At 71.7% G+C, this 18,170-nt stretch carries 13 protein-coding genes; 7 read left to right on the forward strand and 6 right to left on the reverse strand.

All coding sequences use genetic code 11. The annotated features are described in order from the left end of the window. The 6 genes from ACFYQ6_RS06600 to ACFYQ6_RS06625 all read left to right on the forward strand — a co-directional run bounded on the left by ACFYQ6_RS06600 (position 1) and on the right by ACFYQ6_RS06625 (position 8,320). On the forward strand, positions 1-954 hold the full coding sequence (locus ACFYQ6_RS06600; RefSeq protein ID WP_361573191.1) for a YihY/virulence factor BrkB family protein: 954 nt from the start codon (positions 1-3) through the stop codon (positions 952-954). Next, positions 955-1,737 (forward strand): phosphatase PAP2 family protein, encoded by a 783-nt coding sequence (locus tag ACFYQ6_RS06605; protein ID WP_361573189.1) that lies wholly within the window; start codon positions 955-957, stop codon positions 1,735-1,737. It begins immediately after the preceding gene. Between the two features lie 75 nt (positions 1,738-1,812). Continuing rightward, positions 1,813-2,439: an alpha-ketoglutarate-dependent dioxygenase AlkB gene (locus ACFYQ6_RS06610; protein ID WP_388761129.1), complete on the forward strand. Its 627-nt coding sequence runs from the start codon at positions 1,813-1,815 to the stop codon at positions 2,437-2,439. 112 nt (positions 2,440-2,551) lie between these two features. After that, positions 2,552-3,868, forward strand: a complete 1,317-nt coding sequence (locus tag ACFYQ6_RS06615; protein WP_361573185.1) for an ATP-grasp domain-containing protein — start codon at positions 2,552-2,554, stop codon at positions 3,866-3,868. 35 nt (positions 3,869-3,903) lie between these two features. Continuing rightward, the gene (locus ACFYQ6_RS06620; RefSeq protein ID WP_361573183.1) at positions 3,904-5,937 is read left to right on the forward strand and encodes a CocE/NonD family hydrolase; all 2,034 of its coding nucleotides are present in this window, start codon (positions 3,904-3,906) and stop codon (positions 5,935-5,937) included. A gap of 169 nt (positions 5,938-6,106) precedes the next feature. Then, positions 6,107-8,320, forward strand: a complete 2,214-nt coding sequence (locus tag ACFYQ6_RS06625; protein WP_388761133.1) for a catalase — start codon at positions 6,107-6,109, stop codon at positions 8,318-8,320. 218 nt (positions 8,321-8,538) lie between these two features. On the opposite strand, the gene ACFYQ6_RS06630 is transcribed toward ACFYQ6_RS06625, so the two are convergent. Together ACFYQ6_RS06630 and ACFYQ6_RS06635 are read right to left on the reverse strand one after the other, a co-directional pair. Beyond that, entirely contained in the window at positions 8,539-9,594 is a 1,056-nt protein-coding gene (locus ACFYQ6_RS06630; protein WP_388761136.1) for a YncE family protein, read from the reverse strand. Positions 9,595-9,735: 141 nt separating this feature from the next. After that, a complete protein-coding gene (locus tag ACFYQ6_RS06635; RefSeq protein ID WP_388761139.1) occupies positions 9,736-11,547 on the reverse strand; it encodes a hypothetical protein in 1,812 nt (603 codons plus the stop codon). Positions 11,548-11,742: 195 nt separating this feature from the next. Between ACFYQ6_RS06635 and fes the strand changes: the two genes are divergently transcribed. Then, a complete protein-coding gene (fes, locus tag ACFYQ6_RS06640) occupies positions 11,743-13,014 on the forward strand; it encodes an enterochelin esterase (protein ID WP_388761142.1) in 1,272 nt (423 codons plus the stop codon). A gap of 73 nt (positions 13,015-13,087) precedes the next feature. Here fes and ACFYQ6_RS06645 read toward each other — a convergent pair whose 3' ends face one another. From ACFYQ6_RS06645 to ACFYQ6_RS06660, 4 genes are read right to left on the reverse strand one after another with little or no spacing between them, the layout of a single operon-like run. Next, positions 13,088-13,282, reverse strand: a complete 195-nt coding sequence (locus tag ACFYQ6_RS06645; protein WP_361573173.1) for an MbtH family NRPS accessory protein — start codon at positions 13,280-13,282, stop codon at positions 13,088-13,090. Further along, positions 13,279-17,211 (reverse strand): amino acid adenylation domain-containing protein, encoded by a 3,933-nt coding sequence (locus ACFYQ6_RS06650; protein WP_388761145.1) that lies wholly within the window; start codon positions 17,209-17,211, stop codon positions 13,279-13,281. Before ACFYQ6_RS06650 ends, ACFYQ6_RS06645 begins: the two co-directional genes overlap by 4 nt. Further along, a complete protein-coding gene (locus tag ACFYQ6_RS06655; protein WP_361573169.1) occupies positions 17,208-17,435 on the reverse strand; it encodes a phosphopantetheine-binding protein in 228 nt (75 codons plus the stop codon). The genes ACFYQ6_RS06650 and ACFYQ6_RS06655 overlap by 4 nt, the downstream gene beginning before the upstream one ends. A 6-nt stretch (positions 17,436-17,441) precedes the next feature. Continuing rightward, complete coding sequence (locus tag ACFYQ6_RS06660; RefSeq protein WP_388761148.1) at positions 17,442-18,074, reverse strand: isochorismatase family protein; 633 nt, start codon at positions 18,072-18,074, stop codon at positions 17,442-17,444. Positions 18,075-18,170: the final 96 nt, after the last annotated feature.

Here is an 18,170-nt window from a genome sequence, read left to right on the forward strand (position 1 = left end):
ATGGGAACCGCCACTCGCGTCCCGCAGACACGGGACATGATCGGCAGCGAGCTCTCCGGTGACGAGGCGCTGGCCACCCTGAAGCGTTACGGCCGCTGGCCGCTGCTGCGGGACTCCTTCGTGCGTTTCCGCTACGCCGACGGCTTCAGCCACTCCCGCGCCCTCGCCCTGCAGACCGTGCTGGCCGTGGTGCCGCTCGTCATCGCCTTCGTCGGGCTGTCGACGGCCCTGCACACCGAGGACCTCGGGCGGGTCGCGGAACTGACGATCCAGCGGATCACAGCCGGGCCGAGCGCCGAGGTGGTCGACGACGCGCTGGACCGCAGCCGCCGGAACGCCGACGAGGGGGCCCAGGTGGCGCTCTGGTTCGGGCTCGTCTTCTCGCTGGCCAACACGACGACGGCCATGTGCCAGATAGAGCGCGGAGCCAACCGGATATACGGGGTCGAGCGCGACCGGGTCTTCCACCGGAAGTACCTGCGAGGGCTGGTGATGTCGCTGACCGCGGGCATACCGCTCGGCCTCGGTTTCGTCGCCATGGTGGCCGGACGCGACCTGGTGGCGGCGGTGGTCGACGTGTACGACCTGGGCACCGACGCCCGGTCCGCCTGGGACCTGCTGCGCTGGCCCGTGGGCATCGCCCTCGTGCTCCTCTCCGCGAGCGCGATATTCCGCCGCTCGCCACGACGGCGGCAGCCGGGCTACACCTGGCTCGCCTTCGGCGCCGCCGTCTACCTCGTGCTCTGGACCACGCTGACCTGGCTGCTCAGCCTCTACCTCCAGGTCAGTGGGTCCTTCGACACCGTCTACGGGCCGCTCACGGCCTTCATGTCCCTGCTGCTCTGGGCCTATCTCACCTCCATCGCCCTCTTCCTGGCCCTCTCCTTCGCGGCCCAGCTGGAGGCGGTGCGGGCCAAGCGGCCCGGACCCGTACAACCCGACCCTGGAGCCTGAATGCCCGCACGACCTCCTGCCCCCGCCCTCCGACCGGGGCGCCGTGACGCCGACCGGCGTTTCGGGATCCGGCTGTTCGGTTCCGCCGCCGTCGCCGCCGTGGCCGCCGTCCTCTTCGGCCTCCTGCTCGTCCTGGTGGAGAGCGGATGGCACCCGCTGCGGCGCCTGGACGCGGGCGCCGCGCGGTGGCTGAACCGGACCGCCCTGGACCACCCGGCGTGGACCGGCACCCTGCGCTTCCTGTCGGACGTGGTCTGGGACCCCGTGACCCTGCGCGCCGCGGTCGCGGTGCTCACCCTGTGGCTGCTGCATCGCCGCGCCTGGCGGCTCGCCGCCTGGTCGGCCGTCACCGCCGTGGCCGGAGGCCTGACCGGACTGCTGGTGAAGGTCGTCGTCGAGCGGGCGAGGCCCGCCCTGCCGGAACCGGTGGCGCACGCTCCCGGCTTCTCGTTCCCCTCCGGTCACGCGATGACCGCCACGACCTCGTTCGCGATCCTGCTGCTCGTCCTGCTGCCGATGGTGCACCGCAGGCTGCGTCCCCTGTTCTGGGCGGTCGCCGTGGTCTCGGTGCTGGGTGTCGGATTCACCCGCATCGCGCTGGGCGTGCACTGGTTCAGCGACGTGGTCGGCGGCTGGACCCTCGGGCTGGCCGTGGTCGCCCTGACGGGCTGGTCCTTCGAGGCATGGCGCGCGGACGCGGGACTGGGCCGCAGCGAGGTGGCCGAGGGACTGGAACCGGAGCTGAGCGTCGACGACGACCCGGAGGACCCCGGCGCCGGCTGACCGCACGCGCGGGGCGCGGGTCCCACCTCGCGGCCAAGGGAACGTTTGTTCTAATCAGCGCGTAGACTTGTCGCCATGTCTGTTCATCTCCAAGGTTCGCTCTTCGACCAGGCCGACGGCCCGTGCCTCAGCCCACTGACCGGGCTGCGGCGGACGGTCCTCGGTGACGGCGCGTGGACGGACCTGCTGCCCGGCTGGCTCGGCGGCGGCGACGAGCTCTTCGCGGAACTCGCGGCGGACGTCCCCTGGAGGGCCGAGCGCCGCCAGATGTACGACCGGACGGTCGACGTTCCCCGGCTGCTCGCCTTCTACGGCGAGCGGGACCCGCTGCCCAGCCCCGTGCTGTGCGAGGCCCGCGAGGCGCTCTCCTCCCACTACGGCGACGAGCTCGGCGAGCCCTTCGTCACGGCGGGCCTCTGCTACTACCGGGACGGCCGCGACAGCGTCGCCTGGCACGGTGACCTGCACGGGCGCAGCTCCTACGAGGACACGATGGTGGCGATCCTCTCCCTCGGTGCCCCGCGCGACCTGCTCCTGCGCCCGTGCCGGGGCGGCGACACGGTGCGGACGCCGCTCGGCCACGGGGACCTCATCGTCATGGGCGGGTCCTGCCAGCGCACCTGGCAGCACGCCGTCCCCAAGACGGCGCACGCCCAGGGACCGCGGATCAGCGTCCAGTTCCGCCCCCGCGGGGTGCGATGACCAGGGATCTCACCGGTCCGGGCCCCGTTCCGCGACGGGCCCCGCATGCCGGGAGCGGCTCCGGGCAGGCGGTGTTGTGGCAGGCAACACTTCCTACCGGAGGGACATCCCCATGCCCCAAGGGCAGCGCAAGAACATCTTCGTCGTCGGACTCGACGAGGCCAACCTGCGGACACTGGAAGCGGTCCCCGACGCCGGCTCGTACGAGTTCCACCGGCTCCTGACCGTCGAGGAACTGCAGGAGGGCGAGGTGTCCGTGCCCGCCCTGATGGACCGCGCGCGGGCCGTGCTCGACGCGCACGACGGCGTCATCGACGCGATCGTCGGCTACTGGGACTTCCCGGTGAGCACCCTGGTCCCGATGCTCGGCAAGGAGTACGGCGTCCGTACGACCAGCCTCGAATCCGTCGTCAAGTGCGAGCACAAGTACTGGAGCCGGCTCGAACAGCGCAAGGTCATCGATGCCTACCCCCGCTTCGGCAGGGTGGACCTCGACGCGGACGACCCGGAGCCCCCCGAGGGCGTGAACTTCCCCATGTGGCTCAAGCCGGCCCTCGCCTACTCGTCCGAACTGGCCTTCGGTGTATCGGACATGACCGAGTTCCGTGCCGCCGTCGACGAGATCAAGGCAGGCATCGGCCGGGTCGGCAGGCCCTTCGACTCCATACTCGACCTGCTCGAACTCCCGCCGGAGATGCAGGGCGTGGGAGGCCAGGTCTGCCTCGCCGAGGAGGCGATGACCGGCATCCAGGTGGCCGTCGAAGGTTACGTCTACCAGGGCAAGGCGCATGTGTACGGCGTGCTGGACTCGATCAACTACCCCTCTTCGCCCTGTTTCCTGCGCCACCAGTACCCGAGCACCCTCCCCGCGCCGGTGATCCGCAAGCTGCACGAGGTCAGCGAACGCACCATGGGCCAGATCGGCATGGAGTCGGCCACCTTCAGCATCGAGTACTTCTACGACCCGAAGACCGGCGACATCAGCCTGCTGGAGATCAACCCCCGGCACTCCCAGTCCCACGCCGAACTCTTCGACTACGTCGACGGAGCGCCCAACCACCACCGGATGATCAGCCTCGCCCTGGGACGCGACCCCGCGCTGCCCGGCGGTCTGGGCCGTTACGCGATGGCCGCGAAGTGGTACTACCGCTGGTTCGGCGACGGGAAGGTGCACGAGGTGCCCACCCCGGAGCGGATCGCCGCCATCGAACGCGAGATACCCGGCGTGCGCATCGACGTCGTACCGGAAGAGGGCCAGAAGCTCTCCACCGTCTCCCAGCAGGACAGCTACAGCTACGAGGTGGCGCACATCTTCACCGGAGGGGACGACGAGGAGGACCTCCGCCGCAAGTTCGACCGGAGCGTGGCCGCCCTCGGGCTGACCTTCGACGAGACGGAACCGGGAGGCCGCGGCACGAAGACCCGGTGAACCGGCACAGCACCACGAAAGGAGGTCGCCCAGGCATGCGTTACGTCGATCGACTGCCCTGCGCGATCCAAGAAGAGAAGCACGTCACCATCCCCATGGCGGACGGGATCAAACTCTCCGCCCGGATCTGGCGTCCCACCGCGTCGGACGCGGAACCCGTACCGGCCGTTCTGGAGTACATCCCGTACCGCAAGAACGACCTCACCTCCACCCGCGACGCCATCCACCACCCGTACATGGCAGGGCACGGCTACGCCTGCGTCCGCGTCGACCTGCGGGGGACCGGGGAGTCGGAGGGCGTGCTGCTCGACGAGTACCTCGAACAGGAACAGGCGGACGCCGAGTCGGTGCTCGCGTGGATCGCCGAGCAGCCCTGGTGCGACGGGAACACCGGGATGATGGGCATCTCCTGGGGAGCCTTCGCCGCTCTCCAGACGGCCGCCCGCAGGCCGCCGAGTCTGCGCGCCATCTGCATCGCCTCGTTCACGGACGACAGGTACGCGGACGACATGCACTACCTCGGCGGCGCGATGCTGTCCGACAACCTGGCCGAGGCCGGAACCATGTTCGCCTACGCCACCTGTCCGCCCGACCCGGCGGTGGTCGGGGAACGCTGGCGTGAGATGTGGCGGGAACGCCTGGAGGCGGCCCGCCCCTGGGTCCTGGAGTGGCTGCGTCACCAGCAGCGTGACGACTACTGGCGCCACGCGAGCCTCAGCGAGGACTACTCGGCCCTGCGCTGCCCCGTGCTCGCCTCCAGCGGCTGGGCGGACGGCTACTCCAACGCCGTGGCCAGGCTGCTCAGCCGGGTCGACGTGCCGCGCAAGGGCCTCGTCGGGCCCTGGTCGCACAAGCTGCCGCACCTCGGCGAGCCGGGACCCGCCATCGGATACCTCCAAGAGGTGGTGCGCTGGTGGGACCACTGGCTCAAGGGCGTCGACAACGGCGTCATGGACGGCCCCATGCTCCGCGCCTGGATGCAGGAGAGCGTCCCGCCCTCCACCTCGTACGAGGAACGGCCCGGCCGCTGGATCGGCGCGCCGTCCTGGCCTTCGCCGGACATCGCGGAGACCGTCTTCCCGCTGCGCGCGGGAGCCCTGGGGAATCCGGGGGAGCCGGCGGAAGAGCGGGAGGACCGGGTCCACACGGTGCAGTCACCCTTGTCCGTCGGGCAGTTCGCCGGTAAGTGGGCCTCCTACAACGCCCCGCCGGACCTGCCCTACGACCAGCGTGAGGAGGACGGCGGTTCCCTCGTCTTCCAGACCGAGCCCCTGGCCGAGCGCGTCGAGATCCTCGGCGCTCCCGTCGTCGAGGTGGAGGTGGCCGCGGACGCGCCGGTCGCCCAGCTGAACGCCAGGTTGTCCGACGTGGCACCGGACGGACGCTCCACGCGGGTGACCTACGGGGTCCTCAACCTCACGCACCGCGACAGCGAGGAGTCCCCGCAGGCCCTGGAACCGGGCCGGCGGTACCGGGTGCGCGTGCCGCTCCACAGCGTGGCGCAGGCGTTCCCGCCCGGACACCGGATCCGGCTCTCGCTGTCGACCTCGTACTGGCCGCTCGTCTGGCCCGCTCCGGAACCGGTCCTGCTCAGCGTGTACGAGAAGGGCAGCACGCTGACCCTGCCGGTACGCCCCGCCGACGTACCGGAGGACAAGGCCCTGCGTCCCTTCGGGGACCCCGAGGGGTGCGCGCCGCCCGCGGTCACCCGGCTGAGTGAGCCGGAGCAGGCGTGGACCGTGGCCAGGGACCTGGTCGACTACCGGTCGGTGCTCGACATCGTGAAGGACAGGGGACGGCAGAGGCACGAGGACACGGGTATCGAGACCGGGCTGCGCGCCCACGAGACGTACAGCTGGACCGGCGAGGACTTCGGTTCCGTACGCGGCGAGTCGGCCTGGGAGATGCGCTTCAGCCGCACCGACTGGGACGTCCGGGTCGAGACACGCACCGTACTCAGCTCCGACAAGGACACCTTCCAGGTGGACGCGACGCTCGACGGATACGAGGACGGCCGGAGGGTCTTCTCCCGGACGTGGAACGAACGCATCCCGCGGGAGAACGTCTGACCGCCCCGCCAAGCACCCCGACGGACTCTGCCGAACGGGTGGCGGCCGGGGACTCGCCGTGGCTGGCAGCCGGTGCGCGGCAGGTATTACCCGTGCCCGTGCGAAGCGGCGCCTCGGACGAATCCGTACGCCGGTCCGGTGACGGGCTCCACATCCAGGAGGACGAGAAGTGACGGACAAGCAAGGGAAACAGCCCATCCCGGGCGTACCCGCAAGCCTTCCCCCGTCGGTGGAGGAGCCGACGGAACCGCGTGAGCCGCTGCCGCCCAAGCCCGACCAGAGCGGCCCCGAGACGGTCAGCCCCACGGGCCAGCCCACCGGTGCGGACCCCGCGCGCACCGCACAGAGCGGTGCCTACCTCACCACCGCGCAGGGCGCGCGGCTCTACGACACCGATCACTCCCTGAAGGCGGGGCCCCGCGGACCCGTCCTTCTCCAGGACCACCATCTGCGGGAGAAGATCACCCATTTCGACCACGAGCGCATCCCCGAACGCGTGGTCCACGCGCGCGGTGCCGCCGCCCACGGTGTGTTCCGCGGATACGGGACGGCCGCGAAGGTCTCCAAGGCCGCCTTCCTGGCCAAGGACGTGGAGACTCCGGTCTTCGTACGGTTCTCCACCGTGCTCGGCTCGCGGGGCTCGGCCGACACGGTACGCGACACGCGAGGCTTCGCGACGAAGTTCTACACCGAGGAAGGCGTCTTCGACCTGGTCGGGAACAACATCCCGGTCTTCTTCATCCAGGACGCCATCAAGTTCCCCGACATCATCCACGCGGGGAAGCCCCACCCCGACCGCGAGATCCCGCAGGCACAGAGCGCCCACGACACGTTCTGGGACTTCGTGACGCTGCACTCCGAGGCGACGCACCACACGCTGTGGAACATGTCCGACCGGGGTATCCCGCGCTCGTACCGGATGATGGAGGGCTTCGGCGTCCACACCTTCCGGCTCGTCGACGCCGAAGGTGCCTCCACCCTGGTCAAGTTCCACTGGAAGCCCAAGCTGGGCGTCCACTCCCAGGTGTGGGAGGAGGCCCAGATCGCGGGAGGCGTCGACCCGGACTTCCACCGCAGGGATCTGGCGGACGCCATCGAGGCCGGTGCCTTCCCCCAGTGGGAGCTGGGCGTGCAGACCTTCCCGGACACCCCCGAGCAGATGTTCCAGGGCATCGATCTGCTGGACCCGACGAAGATCGTCCCCGAGGAGCTCGCCCCCGTGCAGCCGATCGGCCTGATGACGCTCAACGCCAACCCGTCGAACTTCTTCGCCGAGACGGAGCAGGTGGCCTTCCACCTCGGCAACATGGTTCCGGGCATCGACGTCACGAACGACCCGCTGCTCCAGGGGCGGCTGTTCAGCTACGTCGACACCCAGCTGACCCGGCTCGGCGGTCCCAACTTCCCGCAGCTGCCCATCAACCGGACCCATGCGCCGGTCAACGACATGCTGCGGGACGGCATGCACCAGACGGCCGTCCACCGTGGCGTCGCACCGTACCGGCCCAACTCCCTCGACGGCGGCTGCCCGTTCGTGGCGGGCGCGGACACCGGTGCCTTCGTCGAGGTGCCCGCGGAGGTGGCCGCGAGCCGGAAGGTGCGTGAGGCCCCCGAGTCCTTCGACGACCACTTCAGTCAGCCCCGCCTCTTCTGGCTGAGCATGACGCCCGTGGAGCGCGAACACATCGTCGCCGCTTACACCTTCGAGCTCGGAAAGTGCTACGAGCAGGCGATCAAGGAACGTGCCCTGAAGGTGCTCGCGCGGATCGACACCCAGCTGTGCGAGCAGGTCGCCACCGGTCTGGGACTGCCCGCCCCGCAGGCGGAGGGGGCGCTCGCCGACCCGGCCCCGAGCCCCGCCCTGTCGCAGGTCGGCGGTGTCTGGCCGGTCGACGGCCGGGTCATCGGCATCGTCGCCGACAAGGACGCCGACCTGGACGGTGTCCGGGCCGTACGCGACGCCGTGCAGGAAGCCGGCATGGTGCCCCTGGTCATCGCCCCCGCCGGAGGTGTCCTCGACGCGGGGGGTGACCCCGTCACCGTCCAGCGCACCTTCGCCACCGCGCGCTCGGTCGAGTTCGACGCCGTCCTCCTCGCCGGCGCCCCCGCGGCCGGCGCCGACGCCATCGGCGCCCGGGACGCGAAGGCCGGGTCCGGCGGCAGGGCCACCGACCCGCGGCTGCTCCTCCTGCTCGACGAGGCGTACCGGCACGCCAAGGCGATCGGCGCCTGGGCCGGCGGCGACGCGGTCCTCGCGTCGGCGGGCGTGCCGCAGGACGCGCCGGGCGTGGTGAGCGGCGGCTCCGGCACCGAGGTGCTGGAGCAGGTCGGGCAACTCCTGGGCGGACACCGGGTCTGGGAGCGCTTCCCCGCCACGCTCTGAGGGGCGAGCATCGCACAGCCGGCCACCGGCGGCACCTGAGGACGTCGGGTGCCCCAGGGCCGGCCCGCCCGTCGCCGTGAGGGCGTTCGCTCCGGTGACGGCAACGAGCCGGGTGTCCGGCCCGCCGCTTCTCGCGGTGGGCCGGACACCCGGCTGTGAAGTATGTGGGGGAGGCGGAGCGGCCACCGGCCGTGAGGCGTGGGGCGGTGGAGAGGCGGTCAGCGGGTGACGCGGAAGCTGTGGATCTGGTCGGCGCCGTTCAGGCCGGCTCCGGACTTGTCGACCACGTACGCGGTGCCGCCGGTGATCTCGACGTGGTTCGGGTTGGTGCCCGTGGTGACGGTCCTGACGACCTTGCCCGCCTTCGGGTCGACGACCGTCGCCGTGGCGGCGGTGCGGTTGACGACCACGATATTGCCCGTGCGGTCGTCGTTGGCGACCGACAGGGCGCCCGCTCCGGTGGCGACGGACTTGGTGACGAGGCCCTTCGTGAGGTCGATCACCGAGACGTCACCGCTGGTCTGGTTGGCGGTGTAGGCGGTCTTGCCGTTCTTGGACAGGGCGATCGAGATCGCACCGTCACCGGCGGGAATGAGCCGCGGGGTCGCGGACCTGGTGGTGACCTCGATGACCTGGTCGTTGTTGAGGTCGGCGGCGTAGGCGGTGCCGGTCCGCTCGTTCACGACGAGTCCGGTCGGACCGGTCCCCGCGACGGTGATCCGCTGCTTCTCCTGGAAGGTCTTCGAGTCGAAGGCGACGATGGTTCCGTCGGTGAAGGCGCTCGCCCACACGGTGTCGTGGCGCTCGTCGACCACGATCTCCCGTGCGTGGTTCACGTTCGGGAGGGTGGCGAGGTGCTTGCCGGTGCGCTGGCTGTAGACGGCGACCGTGTTGTTACGGGTGTTGGTCGTCCAGACGGTGTTGTGCTCGTCGTCCACGGCTACGCCGTAGACGGCCTCCAGGGCGCCCGTTGCCGCGTCGGTGACGGGCGGGGTGATGGTCTGCTTCACCTCGAAGGTGTCCGGGTCGACCTTCAGCAGGCTGGAGCTCACGACCGGCGGGCGGCCCACGGCGGCGGTCGTCCACAGGACGTCGTTCCGCTCGGAGTACGAGGACTGGTACAGGCCCTTCACGAGCGGCGCCACCGTGACGGCGTCGCTCGCGGCGTGCGCGGAGGCGGTCCCCGTCAGTGCGGCGGTGGTTCCGGCGGCGATCACGACGGCGACGGCGGCGCGGGTGACGGTGCGACGGCTTCTGCGGTTGGACGTGGTCATGCGGGGGTCAACTCCCTGACAGGGGTCTCAGTAGGAACAAGAACAACTTAGCTTAGGCTTACCTAAGTAACGCGCCTTCAGGTGTGTGACGCAGGCGACAACTTCGCTGTGCGGGTGTTGTGCCGGGTCACGCGCCCGGCGTCAGCCCTGTGCGACGGGCCCGGAGGTGCCGACGGGTCCGGCCGTTCCGCCGGGACGGCGGCGTACGACGAACAGGGTCGTGGCCGCTGCGCCCGCGGCGCCGCCCACGGCTGCCGCCGCGGCCGACCAGGCGATCGTCGGGTACGAGACGGAGCTCTCCGACGAAGCCGCGGTGACGGTGTTCGGCGCGGTCTCCGGCGTGGTGGCCGCCGCGTCGGCCGCGACGGCCGTGGTGCCGGGTGCGGTGACCGTGAAGCCGACCTTCAGGGTGGTGGAGGGGTTCGGGGCCAGGAAGCGCAGCCAGTGGGCTCCCGTGGGTGTTTCGGCGGGGATCGTGACCTCACCCTTGTACGAACCCGAGGCGTCGGCCTTCCACTGGCCGAGGATCTCCTCGTCGTCCAGCTTGATGGTGACGGTCTGTCCGGCCGGGAACTTCGTGACCTCGAAGGGGATCTTGCCTCCCGGCTGCACCTCGCTGGCCGAGATCGTGGCCTTCGCCCCCCGCGAGTTCGACGCGCTGGCCGGCGCGCCCGTGGCCGCGGGTACCGCGCCGGTGCCTGCGGTTGTGCCCGTGGAGCCCGAGGAGGAGCCGCCTCCCGCTTGTCCGGCAGAGGCTCCGGAGGTGACGGTGAAGTCGGCCCGGAGGCTCGTCGACGGGTTCGGGGCGAGGAAGCGCAGCCAGTGGGCGCCCTTCGTGGCGTCCGCCGGGACGGTGACGCTGCCGGACATCGAGCCGTCCGCGCCGATGCCGTTCGCCCACTGGCCGATGATCTCGGAGTCGTCCAGCTTGACCGTGAGCCGCTGTCCCGCCGGGAAGCCCGTCACCCGGAAGGAGACCTTGCCGCCCGCCGCGACCTGGGAGCCTGCGGTGATCGTGGCGGAGGTGCTGCCGGAGCCGGCGCCGGTCGAACCGCCGGTGGTGCCGGAGCCGCCGCCGGTGCCTGAGGGGTCCGAGCCGCCGGTGCCCGAACCGCCTGAGCCCGAGCCGCCCGTGCCCGAGCCGCCGTTGCCGCCCGTGCTCGACGACGTCACGAAGATGTCCGCCCGCAGGCTCGTCGAGGGGTTCGGCGCCAGGAAACGCAGCCAGTGGGCCCCGGCCGAGGCCGACTTGGGGACGGTGACCGTCGCCGTGAGGGTGCCGTCGGCCTTCACGGCCGAGTGCCACTGCCCGATGATGTCGGCGTCGTCCAGCTTGACCGTGACGCTCTGGCCCTTCGCGAAGCCGGACAGTGTGAAGGTCACCTCGCCACCGGCCGCGACCTCGGAGTCCGCCAGCCGTACCGCCGGCTCGGCGGCCGCCGGCGGCTCGGTCGGGGGCGGCGTGGGCGTGGGGGTCGGTGTGGGCGTGGGGGATGGCGTGGGGGTGCTGCCGGTCACCGTCAGGTTCTCGCTGCGGACGCTCGTCTGCGGGGCCAGGAAGCGCAGCCAGTGTTCGCCGCCCGGGGTGGCGTCGGCCGGGACGGTCACCGAACCCGAGACGCTCCCGTCGTCACCGATCGCGAACTGCTTGAGCAGGGTCCTGTCGTCGAACTTGACGCTCAGGGTGGCTCCGGCGGGGAAGCCGGTGGCCTCGAACGGCACATCGCCGCCCGGCTTCACGGCGGCGGTGCCCAAGGTGACCCCGGGGGAGAGGGTGTCGGCGACGAGGGCGACCGTGCCCGTCGCGTCCGCGTCCGCGGTGCCGGCGGCGACCGGGGCCCCGGCCAGCGCGCCGATACCGAGGGTCGCGCCTGCGGCGAGGGCGGCCATGCGTCCCAGCCGGGCGCGCGAGAAGGCGGACGCGGGTGTGCGGGAGGGTCTGGCGGGGTTCATGATGTGCTGCTCCTGGCGGGCGGAGAAGAGTGTGAGAGTGAGGGCATGCGGGACAACGGCCTTGTGAATCAGCCGGTCTGAGCCCTTCGAACTCGCTTAGGTTAGCCTAACCTCAGCTGTGTTCGGCATCCCGTTCGGGGCGTGGAAGGTAAGGTGACCCTAAGTTGCTGTTCCATCGTGTTCGGAGTACCTCTCGTGACCACCTCAGAGCCGCCGCAGGACGTCACGCGCCGGCCGCCCAGGATCGTGCGCCCGGACGACGTGCCCAGGCTCCCGCTGCCCGGATTCCCGCTCCCCGGACCCGGGGAGACCGAGGACTTCTGGGCCCGTGCGCGCGGCACCGGCACCCCGCTGCTCGCCCCTGATCCCCAGGGCAGTCCCGACCACAGTGCCGTGACGTTCCTCTGGCGAGGCACCCCTGCCACCCGGGCGGTGCAGGTCCTCCCCAACAAGATCGGTGATCCGCGCGCCCCTGAGGGCAACATGATGGACCGGGTCCCCGGCACGGACGTCTGGCACTGGTCGCTGCGTCTGCGCGACGACTGGCGTGGCACCTACGACTTCTACGTGGACGAGGGCGACGGCCCCGAGCCCGGTACCCCCGGCTACTGGCAGTGGCTGCGTACCCAGCGCCGCAACGACCCCTTCAACTCCTCCACGCTGCCACGGCGGTGGGACGGGGACCCGGTCTCCTGCGCCGAGCTCCCGGCGGCCCCCGCCGGCCAGGACTGGCTGCCGAGGCCGGAGGTCGCCCGTGGCCGGGTCGCCGCCCACGAGGTGCCGTCGGAGAAGCTCGGGGGCACCCGGCGGGTCTGGCTCTACGAACCCCCGTACGCCCCGGGGCATCCGGAGGAGCTCCCCGTCCTCGTGCTCCTCGACGGGGAACACTGGCAGCCGCAGCTGGGCCTGGCGAACCTGCTGGACAACCTCATCGCCGACGGCCGTATCCCGCCGGTGGCCGCCCTGCTGCCCGACTCCGTGGACTCCGGTACCAGGTGGACGCATCTGACCTGCCGTCCCGAGTTCGTGGCCTTCCTGGCCGACGAGCTGCTGCCCTGGGCGGCCGAACGGCTGCCGGTCACCGGGGACCCCGCGCGCACGGTCGTCGCCGGGCAGAGCCTGGGAGGGCTCTGCGCGGCCTACGCGGCGGTGTCGGCCCCCGGTCGTTTCGGCAACGTCCTGGCGCAGTCCGGCTCCTTCTGGTGGCCCGACGGGCCGCAGGCCGAGTGGCTCACCGACCGCATCGCGAGGACACCACGCCTGCCGGTCCGCTTCTGGCTGTCCTTCGGTGAGCAGGAGTGGGTCGCCCTGCCCGCAGCCCGGCGCCTGCGCGAGGTCCTGAATGCGGCGGGCTACGAGGACGCCCGCTACCGGGAGTTCAACGGCGGGCACGACTACCTCTGCTGGCGTACCGAAATCGCCGACGGCCTGGTGGACCTGCTCGGCCCGTTCACCCCCACGCCGTGACGCCAGGTGCCCGCGGCGTGAGGGCGCGCCCTCACGCCGCGGGCACCACACCGGTGCCGTGACGGCAGGTCACTCACGCCTGCGCCCGTCCCGGCTCCAGCGTGTCCACGCACGTCTCGTGCGGAGCCGGGCCGAAGCGCACCGACCACCCCGGGGGCATCTCTCGCCAGGCCGGCCAGAGCGACAGCCGGCCGTCGGTGTTCTCCAGCACCAGATGGGTGGCGACGCCCTCGGGGCCCGGGTCGAACGGTCCGCTCCACGTACTCACGCGTCCAGCTCCTTCAGACGGGCCGCCACGACGGCGGCGATGTCGTCGAGATGGCGGTCCTGCATCAACTGCGGATGGGTGCAGTCGAGATCGTGGTTGTCGATCGCCCCGGTCACGTGCGCCCGCCATGCCTCACGGGTGAGCCAGTCCTCCGCGCGCGGGGCGGCGGCCGTGAAGAACAGCAGATCGCCCGAGTAGGCCCGGTGGCGGTGTTCACGCATCATGCGGGCATGGTTCGGCACGATGTCGACGATCTTCGACAGCGTGCGGTCGCTGAGTCCCGCGAGCGGACTCCCCGCCTTGCGCAGGGTCGCCAGCACGTCCTCACGGTCGCGCTCGTGCGTGCGCTCGAAGCCCGCCATACGCAGCACGGCGGTCAGCGCGTCACCCTCCTCGGGCGCGGGCCGCTCACGCCACTGCTCGGCCGGGAAGGAGTCCAGCAGGGCGAGCAGCTCGACCTCCTCGCCGTCCTCCTGGAGCAGTACGGCCACTGTGTGCGCCAGCACCCCGCCCACCGACCAGCCCATCAGCCGGTACGGGCCGTGCGGCTGGACCGCGCGGATGTGCTGGACGTAGTCCTCCGCCTCCTCCTGGAGGGTGCGCGGCAAGGCCTCGTCGCCGGCCAGGCCGCGCGCCTGGATGCCGTACACCGGCTGCTCCGGGCCGAGCCTCGCGGCCAGTCCGGCGTAGCACCAGGCGATCCCGCCGGCCGGGTGGACGGCGAACAGCGGTGGCCGCCCGTCCCCGCCGCGCAGCCGCAGTACGACGTCCAGCGCGTCCTCGGAGGCCGGCCCCGTGGAGCCGAGCCTGGCCGCCAGCGCGGCCGGTGTCGGGGACTCGAACAGCGAACCGATGGTCAGCTCCGCGCCGAACTCCTCCCGGACGCGGCCCACGAGACGCACGGCGAGCAGAGAGGTACCGCCCAGGTCGAAGAACGCGTCGTCAGGGCCCACCGTGCCGACGCCGAGCACCTGGGCGAACAGCCGCGTCAGCGCCTCCTCCCGCGCGTCCGACGGCCGCCGCGAACCGGCGCCGCCGCTGAACACCGGCGCGGGCAGAGCGCGCCGGTCCAGCTTGCCGTTGGGGCTGAGCGGAAAGGCGTCCAGCGCGACCACCGCGGACGGCACCATGTGCTCGGGCAGTTCCCGAGCCAGCGAGGCGCGTACCGCCACGGGGTCGGCGCTGCCCGTGACGTAGCCGACGAGCCGCTGCTCGCCCGGCCGGTCCTCGCGTACGAGCGCACACGCGCCGTCCACCCCGTCATGGGCCGTCAGCGCCGTCTCGATCTCCCCGAGTTCGATGCGCTGCCCGCGCAGCTTGACCTGGTCGTCGGTGCGGCCGAGGTACACCACCTCACCCTGCTCGGTCCAGTGCGCCAGGTCCCCGGTGCGGTACATGCGCGCACCCGGACGCCCGAAGGGGTCGGCGACGAAACGGGACGCGGTCAGCTCCGGACGGCCGAGATAGCCCTCCGCGAGCTGGCGCCCGGCCAGGAAGAGTTCGCCGGGGACGCCCGGCGGGCAGGGCCGCAGCGCCGCGTCGAGTACGTACAGACGGGTGTTCCAGACGGGCCGGCCGATCGGTACCGGTCCGGTGGAGTCCGCCGCGCACGCGTGGTACGTCACGTCGACGGCAGCCTCGGTGGGGCCGTACAGATTGTGCAGTTCGGCGTCGGGCAGCTCCCGCCCGAAGGCGTTGGCGGTCTCACGGGGCAGGGCCTCACCACTGCAGAAGACCCTCCGGAGGCTGCCGCACGCGCCGGCGTCCGCCTCCGCCAGGAACACCTGGAGCATCGAGGGAACGAAATGGCAGGTGGTGACGGCCTGTTCGCGGATCAGCCGGGCCAGGTACGCCGGGTCCTTGTGGCCGCCGGGCTCCGCGACGACCAGCACCGCGCCCTGACGCAGCGGCCAGAAGAACTCCCACACGGACACGTCGAACGACGACGGCGTCTTCTGGAGCACACGGTCCTCGGACGTCAGCCCGTAGGCGCTCTGCATCCAGCGCAGCCGGTTGTCGATCGCCCCGTGCGACACGACGACGCCCTTGGGCCTGCCGGTGGAGCCCGAGGTGTAGATGACGTACGCCGGATGGGCGGGGGTGAGAGGCCGCGAGGGGTTCACCCACAGGTACCCGGAGACGTCGAGCCCGTCCAGGACCACCAGAGGTGTGCCGGTGTCCTCGGGAAGCCGGCCCGCCCGGTCGGTCACCGCGCACACGGGTGCCGCGTCCTGGAGCATGTACGTGAGCCGCTGTTCCGGGTAGTCCGGATCCAGCGGCAGGTAGGCCGCCCCCGCCTTCAGCACGGCGAGCAGCGAGACGACCAGCTCCACCGAGCGGGGCACGGACACCGCCACCACCGCGCCGGGCCGGGCGCCGAGCGTGCGCAGGTGCCGGGCCAGCCTGTTGGCGCGGGTGTTCAGCTCCTCGTAGGTGAGGGAGGTGTCCCCGTACACCAGCGCCGTCGCGTCGGGTGTGCGTGCGGCGCGTGACTCGATGGGCCCGATCAGCGTGGTGGGCGGGAGCGTGCGGTCGGTGTCGTTGAACGTGCCGACGACCAGCTCGAGTTCGGCCTCGGTCGCGATGCCGTGCGCGGCCGTCGGCACGTGCGGGTCGGTCCGGCTCAGCCGCTCCACCAGATGCAGGAAGCGCTCCTGGTGCGCCGACAGCTGCTCCTCCCCGTACAGGGCGGGGTTGCCGTCGTGGTCGATGCGCAGCCCACGGCCGTCGGCGCGGTCGTAGATGTTCAGCGTCAGGTCGTCGACCGGCCCGGCCGACAGATTGCGGGCCCGCGCGGGGGACCCCGCGAAGTCCACGTCGTAGTCGAAGGGCATGACGTTGACGAGAGGCCCGACCAGTCCGCGGTTCTCACCGAGCAGCCGCAGGTCACGGCGGATGTCCTCGTAACGGAAGCGCTGGTGGCGGCGGACCTTGCGGATGCCCAGCACGACCTGGCGGACCAGCTCGGCGAAGGTGGCCTCCGGGGACACCTCCAGGCGCAGCGGCAGTACGTTCATCACCATGCCCGGCACACGGAGCGAGACCGACCCGATCCGGCCCATCATGGGCAGGCCGAGCACGACCTCCCGGTGGCCGGTCGCCCGTGAGGTGTAGAGGGCCTGGGCGGCGATCAGCACGTCCGGCCAGGTCGCGCGGAGCTGTTCGGCCAGCTCCCGAATCCCCTCCGTCGCCTCGGGGCCCAGGTGGGCCGTGCGGCGCAGGAAGGTCCGCGAGGGCAGTGCCCCGCGCCCGGCGAGCCGGGGCACCTCGGGGCGGTCGGCGAACGCCTCGTTCCAGTGCCGCCGGTCCGCCTCGAACGCCTCCGACGAGCGGTAGTCGTCGTCCTCGGCCACGAGGTCGGCGAGCGTCCCGAAAGTGCGGGGGCCGGGCTCCGCACCCTTGACGAGCGCCGTGTAGACCTCGGCGGTGCGGCGTACGAGGAGCGAGTAGCCGAAGCCGTCCATGACCAGGTGGTGGATCCGCTGGTACCAGAGCCAGCGCTCCTCGCCCACGCGGAACAGGGCGTGCCGGAAGAGCGGCCCGGCCGTCAGGTCGAAGGGCTCGGCCAGATCGGCGCGCATCCACTCGTCCGCCCGCGCGCCCGCCTCGGCGGCGTCCCGCAGATCCCGTGTGGTCAGCGGCAGTCCGACCGAGGCGAGGACACGCTGGCGCGGGCCTTCGGGGGAGTCCTCGACGCGGACCCGCAGGGCCTCGGCCTCGGAGGCCACCCACCGCAGCGCCCGTGCGAACAGCTCGGAGTCCAGCGAGCCCTCGATCTCCAGGCACTCCGCCGTGTTCTGCGCGGGACTGAGCGGGTCGAGCGACTGGGCGAACCACATGCCGGACTGCGCTGCGGTCAACGGCAGTACGGCCGCTTCCCCGGCCGGCGCGGGCCCGGCGCCCTCGGCGTCGGTGAGCAGCGTGGTCATGAGACCCCCAGCAGCGGGGCCCATGCCTCGACGGCGGGCTGCTCCGCGAGGTCCGCGAAGCCAGCCTCGACACCGTGGTCGCGGCGCCAGCGTCCCAGCAGCGCCATGATGCGTACGGAGTCCAGACCGTGGTCCAGGAGGTTCTCGTCGAGCGGGATGTCCTCGGGGTCCTCGCCGAGGGCGTCGGCGACATCCTGGCGGATCAGTTCAAGGGTGAGCGCCATGGTGTCTCAGATCTCCTTCAGAAGCGTGTCGGTCGTGGTGACGACCGCGCAGCGGCCCGCGGCCCAGCGCAGGGCCATGTCGTGGTCCTCGCGCGAGAAGTCCGCCACGGCGTCCGCGACCAGGAAGGCCCGGATGTCACGCATCCACGCGTCGCAGGCGCTCATGAGCACGCCGATGTGTGCGTACACACCGGTGATCACGAGCTGGTCGCGGCCCGACTCGCGCAGCAGGGACTCCAGTTCGGTCCGTACGAACGCGCTGTACTTCCATTTGGTCAGGACGGTGTCCCCGTCCGCCGGAGCGACCCCCGGCGGGATGGCCAGGGCCTCGGGGTCGTCGGCGGCGCCCGGGCCCCAGAAGTCGAGCTGGAGCCCGCGCTCCTCGGGCGTCTGGCCGCCGCGCTGCACCGAGTAGACGACCGGGACGCCGAGGGCGCGGGCCCGCTCGATGATCCGGGCGGTGTTGTCGAGCATGCCGGTGAGCGGCTGCTCGCCGGGCGGGAAAGCGCCGAGGAAGTGGTTCTGCAGGTCATGGAGGAGCAGCACGGCGCGCGCGGGATCGACGGTCCAGTCCACACGGTTGGCGGGCAGCTCGGCGTCGGTCGGCAGTGCGTAGGGAGCGATGGCGGGAAGTGCCATGGGGTGGAACCTTTCGGTGCCGCTCGGGGCGGAACTCGGTGCTGATCTCGGTGCTGATCTCGGTGCTGGGCGGACGGGTCCCGGCGCTGGAGGTAC

This window comes from Streptomyces sp. NPDC005494 (genome assembly GCF_042872025.1).
In the GTDB taxonomy this organism is placed as follows: Bacteria; Actinomycetota; Actinomycetes; order Streptomycetales; family Streptomycetaceae; genus Streptomyces.